Here is a 16,286-nt window from a genome sequence, read left to right on the forward strand (position 1 = left end):
GGGGGAATAGCAGCATGTCACTTTTTGATTATGATATTTTAAATGGCAAATGTAGTAAGTATGAAACTAATCATTTGCACATGTATGTAGATGATGATATAGATTTAGGTAACTTGGCCAACATGTCATTATCATCATACGCTACATTCGTGCATGAATATATTCATTATATTCAGCACATCACAAGTCTATATGGCATAAGAATGAGTGACATGTATAATAGGGTGTTTTCAAGATACCGTGATTATATACGTAATAATGAAGTAATAGATATTCCATTGAGGTTATGGGATACAGACGAGGATATTCATCAATTTGTTATCCATTTCAACAAAATTGAAGGCGATAAGACAACAGGGTTCAATATTTCCGACATAGAGATTGATAAAAAAGAAATCTCTATTGCAGAGAAAGAGAAAACTGCTGTGTGGATTGGTTGTTATGATTTTGATAATGATAAAGCAGATGAGCATGGGTTCCTATTTGGACATCGTTGCGTAGTTGAGGGAATGGCTCATGCTATCCAGTCGATTATTAATAATGAGATAAAACACAATATAATACCCTATCATGCAGTTGAACTCATTATAGGGAAAATCATACCTGATATTGTACAGGATAAGAAGAAAGTAGCGTCTATTTGTTTGTGTGCTTTGCTTTGGGATAATCCTGGTATAGGATTTTTCCAGGTATTAGAATTGATTAAGTCACACCCCAATTGGGATGGAAAAGAATTATATAAATCAATAGTTCAAGATTATGCGGTTTCTTATAATGGGCAGGAAATGCCCTTTTATAGACTGCTGCAACGATTCTCTAATGATCTTAAAGAAAGCTTTAAGGCTTTATTAGGAAGAGATTTAGAATACTACTCTCTTGTGATTGACAATTGTATTATAGATTGTGGTAAATGTCATCACAGGCTTATCGATTTCCTGTATGATTATGACATTTGTAACAGAGAGTCCTTTAGGGAACAAATACTTAATCACTATGGATATCCTTTTATCGATGGAAGGAATCAGAGTGAGCTTCCTCGTAAGACTGAAAATGGAACTCAATCAGCATACAAAGAAACAGCTATTTTGTATGGAATAGAACTAATTATGGCAAGACTATTAAGGGCAGATAACAAGAAAGAATGTAAGCGTTATCCGATTTGCTCATCAACGATGTTTATGGAAGGAGCAAAATGTGATGCTACAGAAGAATGCCTCTCTTCTCAATGGAAGAAAAAAGAGTCATGCGTTTTTACCGAGGCACTAAAATATTTTTGGATAAAAGACAAAGAATATGTGGATACATAGAGAAATACTCCCCAAGGTGTAGGCATACTATCGTCAGCTTCTAAGTTTACTCATGAGTATGCCAAAAGTATGGAAAGAAGCAGGATAGAAGGAGCATGGAAGCTGGCTAAAGGTTGGCTAAGAGATGGAAGATGTATGATGTAAGACGTAAGATGTGATAATAACAAACGGAATAAAAACGTTTTAACAATATGGACAAAGAGAACAAACTGATACTCTATAAAGATGAGGAAGGCAAGGTGAGTGTGAATACGCGCTTTGCTGATGAGGATGTGTGGCTGACACAGGAGCAGCTGGCAACGATATACCAGACGACTCAGGAGAATGTTTCCATGCATATCACCAACATCTACACAGACAATGAACTCGACAAGGAGGGAACTTATAAGAAATTCTTATTAGTTCGCCAAGAAGGAAAACGGCAAGTGCGTCGAAATATCGACCATTACAATCTCGACGTAATCATCGCCTTGGGATATCGTGTACAATCGCCTATAGCAGTGAGATTTCGCAGATGGGCAACACTGCGACTGCATGAGTATATTCAGAAGGGATTCACGATGGACGATGAACGACTGAAGCAGGGAGGAAACCGCTATTTCCGTGAACTGCTGCAGCGTATACGTGACATCCGAAGCAGCGAGCGGAACTTCTATCAGCAGGTGACGGACATCTATGCCACATCGACAGACTATGATCCACGTGCCAAAATGACCAAGCTGTTTTTCGCCACCGTTCAGAACAAGATGCACTATGCCGTGCATGAACATACGGCAGCAGAGTTGATCTATGAACGGGTGGATAACGAGAAACCCTTTGTTGGGATGACGAACTTCAAAGGCAACTACGTGACACGCGATGACGTAAAGGTTGCTAAGAACTATCTGACGGAGTTGGAATTGCAGCGACTGAACTTGCTGACTTCACAATTCCTCGACTACGCAGAATTTCAGGCATTGGAGCAGAACCCCATGACAATGGCAGACTGGATTGCTGCATTGGATGACCAGATATTGCGACTGAGGAAGAATATTCTGGAAGGGAGTGGTACCGTATCACACCAAGAGGCCATTGAGAAGGCTGAACGGGAGTTTGAAATCTATCGTGAACGTGAGATGCGACTACTAGAGAGTGACTTCGATAGGGCCGTGAAGCGGCTAAAGAATCTAAATGAAGAAAGCAATTTGGATGAAGAAGACACTGATAACAAGTAAATACTTAACACATGATATTTGGAAGAAAGATAAAAGAGCTCCGGGAAGAGCGTGGGCTGGTGCAGCGACAACTGTCGGCAGCACTGGAGATTGACACGCCCATGTATAGTAAAATTGAACGCGGAGAGCGGAAGGCGAAGCGGAGCCAGATACCTATTATGGCCCAAATGTTTGAAATAGACGAGAAGGAACTGCTGACAATCTGGCTGGCAGACAAGGTGCTGGATACGGTAGAGGGCGAAGAGGATGTGAGTCACGATGCATTGGTCTATGCCCAAAAAGAAATGAAGGCAGAAGTGTGAGTCGTTCGCTGATAAAGAGACATATCCATGGATTATAAAGCCCCAGCGCGTCATCACGACGAACTGGGGCAAACGATATATGGTCAAAGCAAATACTTTTCTATCTTGCGATGAACCAAGCCAACATGAATACCGTAAAAGCAAAGCAAGGCAGGAAGATGCCAAGCATCAGATAGAAAATTCGAGCAGAGAACCAGATTCCTGCGTTCGACAGGGTTTCATCCAAATCACGATGGAACTTGGAAAGTTTCTTCCGTTCCGTCTCCTCTGATTCCTCGAATACTTTCTTCAATTCTTCTTTGAATTCAGCGTGTTCCTTATCCTGGCTATCAGTAAAGCCATTAAGCAGGGCCGCCATAAAATTCACATGACTGTTAAAGATTACCTTTAAATCATGCTTGGCACTTTCTCCGATTATCACTTCTGGCTTCGAGTCCACTATGCCAGAGGCAATCTCCCTCATTGCTTCTACAAACAGTTCAGACTTTGCGACCCAGTCATTCATATTTTCATTCATGGTCGCCAGTTCATGCTTGCCATTCTCTATTTGTTGCAAGCCATCCTTCACCGTCAGCAGTTCGACACCCAGCATGTTGAGCATCTCGTTGAGAGATTCCAACTCGCTATTAAACTCTTTCTTTTTCTCGGCCTTCTGGTCGAGGTGATTCATCATGGCCTCTAAATCGAGGCTCTCTTTTTTTATATTATTATTCATAAAAAATCATTTTTTAATTTACATTCCTCGTGAACGACGTATAGGACGCTGGTGCATCTGACGTGCCTGTCGAGCGCAGTGACGCGCCCACTCTATATCGTCCTCATCGTCTTTTCTACCCCAATTGCTTTCAGGTGAGCCACCACCGCCACACGACTCTGCAATCTCTGTTGCAGCATCGAGATAGTTGGCGAACAGCAGGAAGGCTGTTTTCTGAGCATCCACTATCGTAGCACACAGATCCACTTCCATCGTCCCAAGTTCATCCAGCAATGCTTTGTCTGCTTCAATAGGGATGTCAACGGGATGAATTCTACCATTCCATTCGATTTCGTGATGAACCATCTCAGGCAACTTCTGCTCAGGCTCTATTATAGGCAGTGGCTCATCTCTTGTCGGTAACTGCGACCTCAACTGTTGTGTATTCATTTTCACAGAAACGACAGGACGGGAGACTGTCTGCATACTTTTCGGAGCAATCGTCTGGGTGTGTACACTCTTGTCCTGATGCAGTTTGACCCATGTGTTCTTGATGCGAGATGGAGTGAGGCTTCGGCTGTGGCCTAACAGTGTGGATTTGTAGAAGGAGTTACCCTTCTTCACTACATAGCCGACAACTTTGCCGTCATTACTGCGTTTTACATTCATGCCATAGCCCTTTGCCTTTAACTTAGCCTCGTAAGTGTTCCAGTCGAACGAGTCCATCATCTTTAGGGCATCAATACAGGCATTGGTCACTTCGTTTATGTTCCAGTCGCGCTTTTTCATCGACTGAATCCAACCACGCTGCTCGTTGATTTTGTTCGCAGCAGTCATTGCGCGTTTACGTATCATATAAGAGTTGTTCGTATTACCCTCCATGTCGATACGGTTGGCGTTGATATGAAGATGAAGAATCTGTCCCTTGCTGTCACGATGAAGTGAAACGACATACTGGCTATTCGCAAGATTGGTATGTCCATTCTCCTTACGGCCATCGTTCTTCAAGTACACCTCTGCATCGAACTCTCGAATGAAGTCATCGGCCAGTTTCTGCCAATCGGCCATCGTCCAGTTCTCCGTCTCTTCCTTGGCGGGAGAGACTTCGATGCGAATGGCTGTTTTGTAAAGATGGTTATAGCGATTGATTTTCTCGCGATACTTCTGTTGAAGGATGAGCATTCTATCCCACATTGAAGAGGGAGTGATGTTCTCTGGCAAACAGTGAACCATCACAACCTCACTCTTCTCCTTATCCACGGAGTAGCGTACCGCATTACAACCGTGTGTGATTACGTCAGCTAATGCTACCATATATTCTATAGTTCAAGTTCATACTAATCTCTCATTTTATTAAGGATTTCATCCCACTGGGCAATGACTCTGGTGATAGCTCTTACCCACTGACGCATGAAGTCATCGTCATCAAAGTAGCATCTGATTTGTTCCTGCGTTTTGCCTTTTAGGGCATTACGGACATGCACCATATCGCCACGAGCATCTGCCAGTTGGTTATACGCTTCAATCTCACTGTCCGTCAGATGTAGCTTCGGCTCATGGCAGAGCGCACACCTGCGGCTGTAGTCGCCTTTAGTAAGTCCACACATAGCGGCCTTCTCAGCTATCTGGGCATTTTCGATGTCATTGACACGGTAGTCAATATGATGAAGCCTCGGGGGCTTCCTCTGAATTATACGCTTTCTCATATCGTAAAACAAGTTTCGTTTTTGTGCTGTGGGGCAGTCCAATGCGAGCTTGCGAGCATTCGAGAATCCATTGGATGGACAAAGCGGCTATTGCCGTTTTCGTCCGACATTGGTACCTCTTGCAACAACGGCTTGAAATGCCGTCGGACAATCTACACTTAGGCTGAGATGCTCGGTGTAGTGTTTACGCTCAAAGCTAAATCGCTTTGCCCGCAAGGGACTGCCATTAAGTCTATTTGTCTCCCATTTCGTGCAAGTTGTCTTTTACCTCGTCACGAATACTGAGGTTGTTATCAAGTTCCTTAATTCGTCTCAGGCATTCGAAGGCCTTTTCCTGACCGTGGCTTGCATTATTCTGCGGTATGTTATCAACTTTGACTTCCGCATATTTCAATGCCATCTGGGTCTGATAAATACTCTCTTCTTCACGCAGTCTTTGATCTTGACATCTGGAATTGAAAACAGTCTTCCCCTTGTCATGAATCTCATCAAGAAACAGCAATGTATGAATACTGACAGAGCTGTTAGACATTGTCGATATTAGACCCGAATTATTCAACATTCTGATAATGTCAGAGACGGTTTCAACATCACAATTACAGAATTCAGCAAGGTCTGCATCGGATATTAATGTCTGACCTGAATGTAAATAAGAATTCCATCCTGGTCTGGCATAATTGTAACCATTATCAGTACATGTGTGTTTTAACAACACAGTCAGCACCTTCATAATATTAACACCATTCTTGCTCTCGGCAAGAAAATCAACCTGACTCTCGGTCAGGACAAAATCATAAAAAATATTCATTGTTTAAATAATTTATTCCCATAAATAATGTTTATGCGTCTTCTATTTCGCATATTCTTTCAATAATGCATCTCTTACGAACAGCAAACGTCCTTGCTTGTTGTTGCCATTCTTGATATGAGGGAACTTGTCCTTAATACGCCGCATGTGATCTTCGGATATTCCGAGTATTTTCGCAGCAACACTTACAGGCACCATCTCTAATTGAGGCTCCTCACACTTTTTTAACTCACTCACAACTATCTTTGCTGCCTTGTAGGCTATAGCATCGATAGAGGTCTGATCTATTTTAAAAATATCCATTGTATATTATGTTTTTTAATTTTTGCTGCAAAATAAGCGAATATCTCAGACATAATCTACTTCTGAAAATTTCTATTCGTGAATTAACGTTTCACGAAAAATATAAGACCAGAAATAAGCAAAAAATAATCCAAGAACGCCAGATGGAGACGTTCTTGGATTAAAAAGGAATGGTAATTTTAAACCTTAATTCAGAGATGAAACGGTAGTTAAATTTTGCCATCTATTTTAGCCATAGCATCTACAATAGACTCGTCGAGGCGTTTGGCATATACTTGTTCCGTCATACGTTGAGATGCATGTCCAAGGATGTGCTGCACAATATTCATAGGGACATCACCACTATTAAGAAGCAAAGTGGCTCCGGTATGACGGGCCCAGTGCGAGCTCACGGGTTTGTCAATACTCGCATTCTGAGCCACCACCTTCAAATATTCATTATATTTCACATTACTTATAATAGGAAGGTGGTTATTGTACTTCTTCAAAATGGCAAGTGCTGGCTTCAAAAGTGGAATGGTAAAGGTCTGGCTTGTCTTTGCACGCGTACCTATATATACTTTCATTCCCTTGACTTTCTCTATCTTTTCTGCATCGAATGTACTCAGATCAACATAGGAGAGGCATGTGTAGGTCTGGAACACGAACAAGTCTCTTACTCGTTGAAGACTTTCTGTTGGTAGTTCCATGTCTCTCACCTTGGTAAACTCCTGAGGTGAAAGGTATTTGCCAATGCCACCTTTCGACTTTTCCTTCTCAATGCGCACCCACTTGTAGGGATTGCGTTTGATGTAGCCTTCATCAATAGCATCAAGAATGAAGGAATTGAGGAAACGATGGTAGTTGTTCCACTTCGAGTAGGGTTTCAAACCTTTCGCAGCCAAATGTTCGTCAAGAGCGATGATGTTCAGGTCGGTAATGTCCTCGAATTCCGCAATCTTTCCCCAGCCTCTGAAGAACTTCATGAATCGGGTGTAGCGTTCCTGGCTGTCTTCGGCTTTGCCATACTGTCGGATCTTCATTCGCTTATCACAGAAATCAAGAAAGTTGATGTTGCCAGACCTCAATCGTTTCAGCCTGTCTGGAATGGTGAAGATGTCGATGCTACCTTCGGTCATCATGTTGACAACGACCTGTCGCACATCAATCATCAACTTCTCCAGTGTCTGGTTCAACTGGATAGCATCAACGCGGTTAGTTACTGTACCACGGTGCCACTGCTTCGGAAGGAGCCTGACGCCCGTAGTCATATACTTCTGCTTTCTTTCGAAAGTAACTCGCAGCTCAACTGCTGCTTCTTTTGTGGCCGAAGCCGTCTTGTGTCTGTTGTACACAAATTCTACTAATGGTGTCTTATTCATATAAAAATCATTAAATGTATTACAATTCTATTTTGTCGGTCGGGGTTGTAATACATCCTGTAATACATTTAGGCTTTATGATGTCGTAAGACCAACCATGATGCCGTATGCATTTTCAGCGGTGTCCATCCCCTTATTAGCCTCGCTTTCAGCGGGTTAAACTAATAAGGTGCTGGTAATCAGATACTAAAAATGGGAACCCGTAAAGGTTCCCATTTGTGCTATTTGGCGGAGAGAGAGGGATTCGAACCCCCGGTACCTCTCGGTACGGTAGTTTTCAAGACTACTGTAATCGACCACTCTACCATCTCTCCAGTGCTTCGATGTCTTGAAAGCGGGTGCAAAGGTAATGAGTTTTTTCGGAATGAACAAATTTTCAGCCAACTTTTTTCGTTTTCCTTTTGCATTTCCCTCACTTATTCGTACCATTGACATCTGTGATGGCGAAGGCACTCCCGCTCGGATTTTCCCAAATACATTTGGAAAATCCCTCACTTATTCGTACCTTTGAGGCAACAGCCCGAAGGTACTCTCGCTCGGATTTTCCCAAATACATTTGGAAAATCCCTCACTTATTCGTACCTTTGCAGCGTGATTTATCCTAAGAATTTCGAACAAAAGCTTGGTTTCGACGAGATTCGCCGACTTTTGAAGGAGCGATGTCTCAGTACACTGGGGAAAGAGAAGGTTGACGAGATGACCTTCTCTGCCGACTGTCATGACGTTAACGAATGGCTCACGCAGGTACGTGAGTTCCGCAGGTTACAGGAGGAGAAAGACGATTTCCCCATGCAGTATTTCTTCGATGTGCGAGAGGCTATCACGCGGATCCGCATGGAGGGGACACACCTGGAGGAAGATGAGGTGTGGGACCTGCGACGCTCACTGGAGACCATCGCCAATATCGTGAGGTATCTGAACCGTCACGACGATGACAACGAAGAGGCATCGCCCTACCCCGCCCTGTTTCGTCTGACAGAGGGTGTCGTGACCTTCCCTGCCCTCATCAGGCGCATCGACTCCATCCTAGATAAGTTCGGAAAGATCAAGGACTCCGCCTCCATGACCCTGGCCAGCATACGACATGAACTGGCCAAGACACAAGGCGGCATCTCGCGCACTCTGTACTCCATACTGCACACGGCTCAGAAAGACGGACTGGTTGACAAGGACGCCGCTCCTACGATGCGTGACGGCCGACTGGTCATCCCCATCGCCCCATCGCTGAAACGTCGTATCAGTGGTATCGTACACGATGAGTCGGCCACAGGAAAAACCGTGTTCATCGAGCCGACAGAAGTGGTCGAGGCCAACAACAAGGTGCGGCAGTTGGAGGCCGAGGAGAGACGCGAGATCATCAGGATCCTCACCGTATTTACAGACGAGGTACGCCCACACGTGAAGGAGATTCTCGACTCGTACCAGTTCCTGGCACAGATAGACCTCATACATGCCAAGGCCGAATGGGCCCGACTGACGAAGGCCTTCGAGCCCGTCGTCGAAGACAAACCCCATATCGACTGGATCCACGCCATCCATCCGCTGCTGCAGCTCTCGCTCGAGAAGCAGGGAAAGAGTGTGGTCCCACTCGACATCACGCTCACCCACGACAAACGCATACTGATCATCTCTGGTCCGAACGCAGGCGGAAAATCCGTCTGTCTGAAGACCACTGGTCTATTGCAGTATATGCTCCAGTGCGGTGTTCCCATCCCCGTGGGCGACCGTTCCACCACAGGCCTCTTCCACCACATCATGATAGACATCGGCGACGAGCAGAGCATCGAGAACGACCTCTCCACCTATTCGAGTCATCTGATGAACATGAAGCAGATGATGAGACAGGCCGACAAGCAGACGCTTCTGCTGATCGACGAGTTCGGCAGTGGTACGGAGCCGACCATAGGCGGTGCCATCGCCGAGGCTATGCTCAGGCAGTTCTGGAAGAAGCAGATCTTTGGTGTCATCACCACCCACTACCAGAACCTGAAGCATTTCGCGGAAGACCATCCTGGTGTCGTAAACGGAGCCATGCTCTACGACCGTCATCAGATGCAGGCACTGTTCCAGTTGGCCATTGGCCAGCCTGGCAGCTCGTTTGCCATCGAGATTGCCCGTAAGACAGGTATCCCCGAGGAGGTGATCCGCGATGCCTCAGAGATTGTGGGCTCCGACTATATCCAGAGCGACAAATACCTGCAGGATATCGTGCGCGACAAGCGCTACTGGGAGGGCAAGCGTCAGACCATCCATCAGCATGAGAAGAAGCTGCAAGCCAGCGGCGAGCGTCTGGAGGCTGCCGTTGAGGAGATAGAGGCAGAGCGCAAGGCCATCCTGCGCAAGGCCAAGGAGCAGGCCGAGGAACTGCTGCGTGAGAGTAACAAGAAGATCGAGAACGCCATCCGCGAGATCCGCGAGGCACAGGCCGAGAAAGAGCGCACGCGCAAGATCCGCGAGGAGCTGAACACCTTCAGGGAGGAGATGGCCGAGATAGACGCCAAGGCCAGCGACGAGGCCATCGCCAAGAAGATCCGTCAGATACAAGAGCGCAAGGAACGTCGCGAGAAGCGCAAGCAAGAAAAGATGGAGAGGAAAGGAGACGGAACGGGAAGCAACGCAGAAGCCTCGGCAAGCAGTCCCAAGTCTCCCCGTGCCACAGCCCCGCTCCAGAAGGGCGACACCGTCCGCATCAAGGGTCTCACCTCTGTCGGCGAGATTGAGTCGATCAACGGAGAGATGGCGACCGTCATCTTCGGCGGCATGAAGACCAAGATGCGTACAGAACGACTGGAGCATGCCAAGGCCACCACGTCGGCACTGTCCAAGACAGAGGAGCGCAACAGCAACATCGCAGGCTCGTACGCCACCGTCTCGCGCGACACACGCGACGTCATAGACAACCGCAAGCTGAACTTCCGTCAGGATCTCGATGTCAGAGGTATGCGAGGCGACGAAGCCATCAATGCCGTCACCTATTTCATCGACGATGCCATCCTCGTAGGGATGCCCCGTGTACGCATCCTCCATGGCACAGGAACAGGTGTCCTGAGGCAGCTGATACGCCAATATCTGGGCACGATTCCTAACGTCAGAGCCTTCCGCGACGAGCACGTCCAGTTCGGTGGTTCAGGCATCACGGTGGTCGATTTAGACTGATTTTTGCACCTTGATATAGATTAAGCGAACATAAGGCCAACTGCAAAAAAAACCAAAAAAGTTTGGCTAACTCACTGATTTTCCGTAACTTTGCACGCGAAAATCAAAAACGCCCGTAGCGAAGGGCGCTTGGCACGACGTGAAGTCGTACCATATTTGAAAGGAAATCTAAAGGATAACGCGGTACTCGCGATGAGTTTCCGCCTAAAGTATAGAGATATGATTCAAATATTTAAAAAGGTTAGTGTGAGCTTGATGGCTCTGGCATTGGTCACCACGACAGCTTCGGCTTCAGACCGCACCACCTCAAACGCTGCTTATTCAAGTAAAACAAGCGTCAAGAGTGTCGCCAAGAGCAGCAAAACATCAAGCGTCAACTGGAATCCAGTAATGGATGCGATTATTCAAGTAGAAAGCGAAGGAAATCCCAACGCCGTGAGTGGAAACTCTGTAGGCGCTATGCAGATTACTCCGATTCTTGTGAGAGATTGCAATGATATTCTGAAAAGGAGGAAGAGTAGTAAGCGTTTCACGATGGCCGACCGTTACAGCGTCGCCAAGTCGAAGGAGATGTTCCTGTTAATTCAACAGCATTATAACCCTGAGAATAGCATTGAAAAGGCTATTCGCTCCTGGAACGGAGGAGTGCGTTATAGCGTCCGCGCGACCGAACGTTACTATCAGAAGGTTATGAGAAAGATGAAGTAAGCTATCTATTTCAAGAACTATACAAATCCGGTTGCCAAGGTACAAACTTGGCGACCGGATTTTATTTTTGCCCATACGGGAGCACGTGAGAACCAGACGGAGCAAAAAAAAGAAGTCCGAGCATTCGGACTTCATTGTTGCGGAGGCAGGATTCGTAATCGTTTGCTTGCAAACGCTTTGACCCTGGTCAAAGAACGTCGACCGGGAGCACGGTCGAATCCTCCGTAAACGAAAGGAACCCGACTACTGTCGGGTTCCGTAGTTGCGGAGGCAGGATTCGAACGTGCGACCTCCAGGTTATGAGCCTGGCGAGCTACCAACTGCTCCACTCCGCGATGTTATTTTTCTTAAGCGGGTGCAAAGGTACAACTATTTTTCGAGCTAACCAAATAATTAGGCCATTTTTTTGAAAAAACATTGTTTTTATAACTTTTCACGTCCTTTTCTTTGTTCATTTCAAAGAAATCCTTTACTTTTGCACATTATAATTGCCGTGTGCAATTCCACAAAAGCAAGGAGGAAAAAAATATGTCCATATCCAAGACAAGACAAAAACTGGTAGACGTAGCACGCCAGTTGTTCGCCATGAACGGACTGGAGAATACGACGATGAACGACATTGCCTTGCAATCAGGCAAGGGGCGTCGTACATTATATACCTATTTCAAGTCGAAAGAAGAGATCTACTATGCTGTCATCGAGAGTGAGCTGGAGCGCCTGAGCGACAAGCTCGACGAGGTGGCAGCCCGCAAGATCCGTCCTCAGGACAAGATCATCGAGCTGATCTACACCCATCTGAGCATGATTCGTGAGACAGTGGTGCGCAACGGCAACCTGCGTGCCGAGTTCTTCCGTAACATCTGGATGGTCGAGAAGGTGCGCAAGCATTTCGACGATGCCGAGATAGAGCTCTTCCGCAAGGTTTACACCGAAGGCAAGGAAGACGGTGAGTTCGACATCGACAATGTGGAGCTCGTGGCCGACATCACCCACTATTGTATCAAGGGTCTCGAGGTACCTTATATATATGGGCGCATCGCGCATGGCATGAAAGAGGAAGACACCAAGCCTCAGGTAGCCAAGGTCGTCTACGGAGCACTTGGAAAGTTCCAGAAGAAATAAAGACCATATTAAGAATAAACATTATAAACATTATAACCATTAAAAGAACTAAAGAATAATTATGGGATTACTAGAAGGTAAGACAGCCCTGATCACAGGAGCTGCACGCGGTATCGGAAAAGCTATCGCACTGAAGTTTGCCGAAGAAGGCGCGAACATCGCATTCACCGACCTCGCCGTTAACGAGGAGACGGAGAAGGAAATTGCCGCCAAGGGCGTCAAGGCCAAGAGCTACGCATCCAACGCTGCCGATTTCGCACAGACAGAAGAGGTGGTCAAGGCCGTAAAGGAAGAGTTTGGAAGCATCGATATCCTGGTGAACAACGCAGGTATCACGAAAGACGGTCTGATGCTCCGCATGACAGAGCAGCAGTGGGACGCCGTCATCGCCGTCAACCTGAAGTCTGCTTTTAACTTCATCCACGCCTGCATCCCCGTGATGATGCGTCAGCGTGGCGGTTCGATCATCAACATGGCCTCTGTCGTAGGTGTTCACGGAAATGCTGGTCAGGCCAACTACGCCGCCTCCAAGGCCGGTCTGATTGCCCTCGCCAAGAGTATTGGTCAGGAGATGGGTCCGAAGGGTATCCGTGCCAACGCCATCGCCCCAGGCTTCATCGACACAGCCATGACTCAGGCTCTGCCAGATGACATCCGCAAGGAATGGATCAACAAGATTCCCCTGCGCCGTGGTGGACAGGTTGAGGATATCGCCAACGTGGCCACGTTCCTGGCATCCGACCTCTCAAGCTATGTCAGCGGTCAGGTGATTCAGGTCGACGGTGGTATGAACATGTAGGATTATGGAGGTCGTTTACGAAGACAACCATATTATCATTGTCAACAAACAGAGTGGGGAGATCGTCCAGGGCGATAAGACTGGCGATCGCCCCCTCTCTGATATTGTAAAAGATTATATCAAAGAAAAGTACCAGAAGCCGGGAGCCGTTTTCCTCGGTGTGGTGCATCGTTTAGACCGCCCCGTCAGCGGTCTGGTCATTTTTGCCCGTACCTCCAAGGCCCTCACACGCCTCAACAAGATGTTCGTCGAGGGAGAAGTGCACAAGACCTACTGGGCGATTGTGAAGAAAGAGACAGGAACCAGAAGCCAGGATACAGGAGAATGGCATACGCTCACCCACTGGCTCGTACGTAACGAGAAGCAGAACAAGAGCTACGCCTACGACCACGAGAAGCCCAACGCCAAGAAAGCCATTCTGAAGTACAGAACCATCGGACAGTCAGATAATTACACACTCCTGGAGGTGAACCTGATGACAGGCCGCCACCATCAGATACGCTGTCAGTTGGCAGCCATGGGCTGTCCCATCAAGGGCGACCTCAAGTACGGAGCTCCACGAAGCAATCCTGACGGCAGCATCTCCCTGATGTCACGCCGCGTGGAGTTCATCCATCCCGTATCCAAAGCGCCGATCATTGTCGACGCCCCCATCCCCCAAGACCCGCTCTGGCAGGCCCTCGTCCCAGCGAACCGCTGACACGCGGACATTAATATTGTCAATTATATTCATAAACAAAAGAAAGAGAATTCCATTTCTGGAATTCCCTTTAACGGTCCCGATATGCACATCGGGCATATATGGATTATTGCAAGTCAGAAGTGAATGCTCACATGACCGTTCGAGCCGTGTACCACCAGTGACGCATGCGTATGATGGGGTGCCGGATGATGGCGATGGTGCGGAGCGTGCCTCTTCGGCATCGGTACGGGCTTCGGCATCGGTGCGGGCTTCGGCATCGGACGATAGAAGTGAGACAGACGGATATACCTGTCGTACTGTGAGGCCGTGAGCACTCTGCGTAGCATGCGGTTACGGTGTTTCCAGCTCTTTCCATAGGCATTGCTATGATGATTGACACTGCGCAGATAGTCGAAGTTGATGTCATAGACTGCGTGATACTGTGCTGGCATCAGATGGAGCTCATGTGTCATCTTATCCGTCATATACTTTGCCTCATGTCTGGCCTCGGTATGTGTTAAAGCATTGGCAGTGATGGCTATCGTCATCAGCATGCTCAGAATCATCATCTTCTTCATAATCGTTGAGTTTAAATGGTTATACTTTTATTTGCTTTTGTTGATGCAAAGATACACACATCCTGCTCCGTTTCAAAAGGAATGTTCCTAAAACGGAGGAGGATTTCCCCTAAAGATACGAGGGATTCCCCTACTGCCCCATCAGGCAGCAGAGCAAAGAAGACGATGCTATTATATTAAGGTTTAGGCGAGAAAAAGAGCGTCCAGCGATAGAGGTTACAGCCGACAAAGTTGCCGAGCACCTCAGACACATACACCACCAATACAGACCCCTGCACCACCTGTTCGGCAGGAGACACCAGGAAATAGAAAGCATCCGCGATGGAGTGCGCGAAGCCACAGAGTATGAACACAGGCACACCGAGCACGAGTGGCAGCATTTTCCCCTTGCGGGCGAACTCCACCGCCGTTGTCATAATAAATCCACAGCCGATGGCCAGCAAGAAGCACGCCCACGGTCCCTTTGCCAACCTGCCAGCAAGGATCTTCGAGGCCGGCTCTACGCAGTCGGGCTGAGCATAAGCGATGAGCCATGCCGAGAGCAGGCATCCCACGATATTACCCAACAAAACGACCGTCAGCATCGCCCAGTCGCCCTGACGACGGATGAATCCAGCCGTACCCGTATAGAGCTTCAGTCCATAGTACACCACGGTGGTCAGTCCGAAGGCGAACAGCACCGCACCAGCCACGCCACCCACGCGCAGGTTCACCACGCAACCAATTGAAATACAGATACCTGCAAGAATTGCCAAAGGAAAAATCTCCTGTAATAAACTCACTTTCTTCATAATGGTTACAAAGTTACGAAAAGTCGAGCGCAAAACAAAGAAACTTGTTTCTTTTTTTTGCCGAGACGGAGTAACTTCGCGGTCGAACGACCGCAGAGTCACGCAAAAAAACGAGCGAAATGCAAAAGAAAAACTTGTTTTCTTTTCATTTCCGAGTGCATACGAGGAGATCAAACGGTCCAGAGGTGATCCAGAGGCGGTCCAGAGGTGATCCAGAGTTACGCAAAAACAAGAGAAAATATTTAACATTTTATATGATAGTGCAAAACTGACGTATTGGACATTGGACAATTGGACAATTGGACAAAACTAAAATTTGATTGGAATCGACGGTACTAATGACAATAATTTAATTATATTATATATTATAATATATAATATAATTAATATAATATAATATATTAATTATTTCTTTTCTTTGTCTTGGTTTCGACAAAGAAAAAAACTTTTTGTCCAATTGTCCAATTGTCCAATTGTCCAAAATGTCCAAGGCCTCAGCAAAGCGAATATTGATAGAATAAATTTACACAGCCAACGCATCCGAAGGTAAGACTACAGCAGGCTCCCAGCAACGTCGCCGTCTGCTCGGAGGAAAACAGGAGTTTCATCGGAGGAAAGTCGGCCTTTCCACGGAGGAAACCCCGAGGGCGCTGAAACGCCCTGAATACGGGGCGTTCAGGATCGGCCGAGCACCTGACAAATTTTATTTACTTCCATAGGAAGGCGCAGCCTACTTCCGTAGGAAGGAACGACCT

General features: G+C 46.8%; 16 protein-coding genes and 2 tRNA genes. 8 read left to right on the top strand and 10 right to left on the bottom strand.

The features are described from left to right. Positions 1 to 14 precede the first annotated feature (14 nt). From BMY63_RS04010 to BMY63_RS04020, 3 genes are all read left to right on the top strand, one after another. Positions 15 to 1,307 (top strand): hypothetical protein, encoded by a 1,293-nt coding sequence (locus BMY63_RS04010; RefSeq protein WP_143065711.1) that lies wholly within the window; start codon positions 15 to 17, stop codon positions 1,305 to 1,307. Between the two features lie 191 nt (positions 1,308 to 1,498). After that, positions 1,499 to 2,521: a virulence RhuM family protein gene (locus tag BMY63_RS04015; protein WP_091914845.1), complete on the top strand. Its 1,023-nt coding sequence runs from the start codon at positions 1,499 to 1,501 to the stop codon at positions 2,519 to 2,521. Between the two features lie 11 nt (positions 2,522 to 2,532). Then, positions 2,533 to 2,823 (top strand): helix-turn-helix domain-containing protein, encoded by a 291-nt coding sequence (locus tag BMY63_RS04020; protein ID WP_091914847.1) that lies wholly within the window; start codon positions 2,533 to 2,535, stop codon positions 2,821 to 2,823. 100 nt (positions 2,824 to 2,923) lie between these two features. Here BMY63_RS04020 and BMY63_RS04025 read toward each other — a convergent pair whose 3' ends face one another. From BMY63_RS04025 to BMY63_RS04055, 7 genes are all read right to left on the bottom strand, one after another. After that, complete coding sequence (locus BMY63_RS04025) at positions 2,924 to 3,538, bottom strand: hypothetical protein (protein WP_091914849.1); 615 nt, start codon at positions 3,536 to 3,538, stop codon at positions 2,924 to 2,926. 18 nt (positions 3,539 to 3,556) lie between these two features. After that, positions 3,557 to 4,831: a relaxase/mobilization nuclease domain-containing protein gene (locus BMY63_RS04030; RefSeq protein WP_091914851.1), complete on the bottom strand. Its 1,275-nt coding sequence runs from the start codon at positions 4,829 to 4,831 to the stop codon at positions 3,557 to 3,559. Positions 4,832 to 4,854: 23 nt separating this feature from the next. Beyond that, positions 4,855 to 5,223: a plasmid mobilization protein gene (locus BMY63_RS04035; RefSeq protein ID WP_091914853.1), complete on the bottom strand. Its 369-nt coding sequence runs from the start codon at positions 5,221 to 5,223 to the stop codon at positions 4,855 to 4,857. 232 nt (positions 5,224 to 5,455) lie between these two features. Further along, complete coding sequence (locus tag BMY63_RS04040) at positions 5,456 to 6,031, bottom strand: helix-turn-helix domain-containing protein (RefSeq protein ID WP_091914855.1); 576 nt, start codon at positions 6,029 to 6,031, stop codon at positions 5,456 to 5,458. Positions 6,032 to 6,073: 42 nt separating this feature from the next. Beyond that, positions 6,074 to 6,334 (bottom strand): hypothetical protein, encoded by a 261-nt coding sequence (locus BMY63_RS04045; protein WP_091914857.1) that lies wholly within the window; start codon positions 6,332 to 6,334, stop codon positions 6,074 to 6,076. A gap of 209 nt (positions 6,335 to 6,543) precedes the next feature. Next, the gene (locus tag BMY63_RS04050; protein WP_091914858.1) at positions 6,544 to 7,695 is read right to left on the bottom strand and encodes a site-specific integrase; all 1,152 of its coding nucleotides are present in this window, start codon (positions 7,693 to 7,695) and stop codon (positions 6,544 to 6,546) included. Positions 7,696 to 7,921: 226 nt separating this feature from the next. Then, positions 7,922 to 8,009: transfer RNA gene (locus tag BMY63_RS04055), tRNA-Ser, on the bottom strand. Between the two features lie 277 nt (positions 8,010 to 8,286). On the opposite strand from BMY63_RS04055, the gene BMY63_RS04060 reads away from it, so the two are divergent. Further along, the gene (locus tag BMY63_RS04060) at positions 8,287 to 10,851 is read left to right on the top strand and encodes an endonuclease MutS2 (protein ID WP_091914859.1); all 2,565 of its coding nucleotides are present in this window, start codon (positions 8,287 to 8,289) and stop codon (positions 10,849 to 10,851) included. A 255-nt stretch (positions 10,852 to 11,106) separates the two neighbouring features. Further along, entirely contained in the window at positions 11,107 to 11,559 is a 453-nt protein-coding gene (locus tag BMY63_RS04065; protein ID WP_091914971.1) for a lytic transglycosylase domain-containing protein, read from the top strand. A 262-nt stretch (positions 11,560 to 11,821) separates the two neighbouring features. Here BMY63_RS04065 and BMY63_RS04070 read toward each other — a convergent pair. Further along, positions 11,822 to 11,894: transfer RNA gene (locus tag BMY63_RS04070), tRNA-Met, on the bottom strand. 193 nt (positions 11,895 to 12,087) lie between these two features. Between BMY63_RS04070 and BMY63_RS04075 the strand changes: the two genes are divergently transcribed. The 3 genes from BMY63_RS04075 to BMY63_RS04085 all read left to right on the top strand — a co-directional run bounded on the left by BMY63_RS04075 (position 12,088) and on the right by BMY63_RS04085 (position 14,180). Further along, positions 12,088 to 12,681, top strand: coding sequence for a TetR/AcrR family transcriptional regulator (locus tag BMY63_RS04075; protein ID WP_091899949.1), 594 nt, complete (start codon positions 12,088 to 12,090; stop codon positions 12,679 to 12,681). Positions 12,682 to 12,742: 61 nt separating this feature from the next. Next, complete coding sequence (fabG, locus tag BMY63_RS04080) at positions 12,743 to 13,480, top strand: 3-oxoacyl-[acyl-carrier-protein] reductase (RefSeq protein WP_091899851.1); 738 nt, start codon at positions 12,743 to 12,745, stop codon at positions 13,478 to 13,480. 4 nt (positions 13,481 to 13,484) lie between these two features. Next, positions 13,485 to 14,180 (top strand): RluA family pseudouridine synthase, encoded by a 696-nt coding sequence (locus BMY63_RS04085; RefSeq protein ID WP_091899852.1) that lies wholly within the window; start codon positions 13,485 to 13,487, stop codon positions 14,178 to 14,180. A 116-nt stretch (positions 14,181 to 14,296) separates the two neighbouring features. Here the strand turns inward: BMY63_RS04085 and BMY63_RS04090 are convergent, their stop codons facing one another. Further along, positions 14,297 to 14,740 carry a hypothetical protein gene (locus BMY63_RS04090; RefSeq protein ID WP_091914861.1) on the bottom strand — a complete coding sequence of 148 codons (444 nt, stop codon included), beginning with the start codon at positions 14,738 to 14,740 and terminating at the stop codon, positions 14,297 to 14,299. Between the two features lie 176 nt (positions 14,741 to 14,916). Then, positions 14,917 to 15,531 carry a formate/nitrite transporter family protein gene (locus tag BMY63_RS04095; protein ID WP_091899854.1) on the bottom strand — a complete coding sequence of 205 codons (615 nt, stop codon included), beginning with the start codon at positions 15,529 to 15,531 and terminating at the stop codon, positions 14,917 to 14,919. Between the last annotated feature and the right edge of the window lie 755 nt (positions 15,532 to 16,286).

Source organism: Prevotella aff. ruminicola Tc2-24 (assembly GCF_900110895.1).
GTDB lineage: Bacteria > Bacteroidota > Bacteroidia > Bacteroidales > Bacteroidaceae > Prevotella.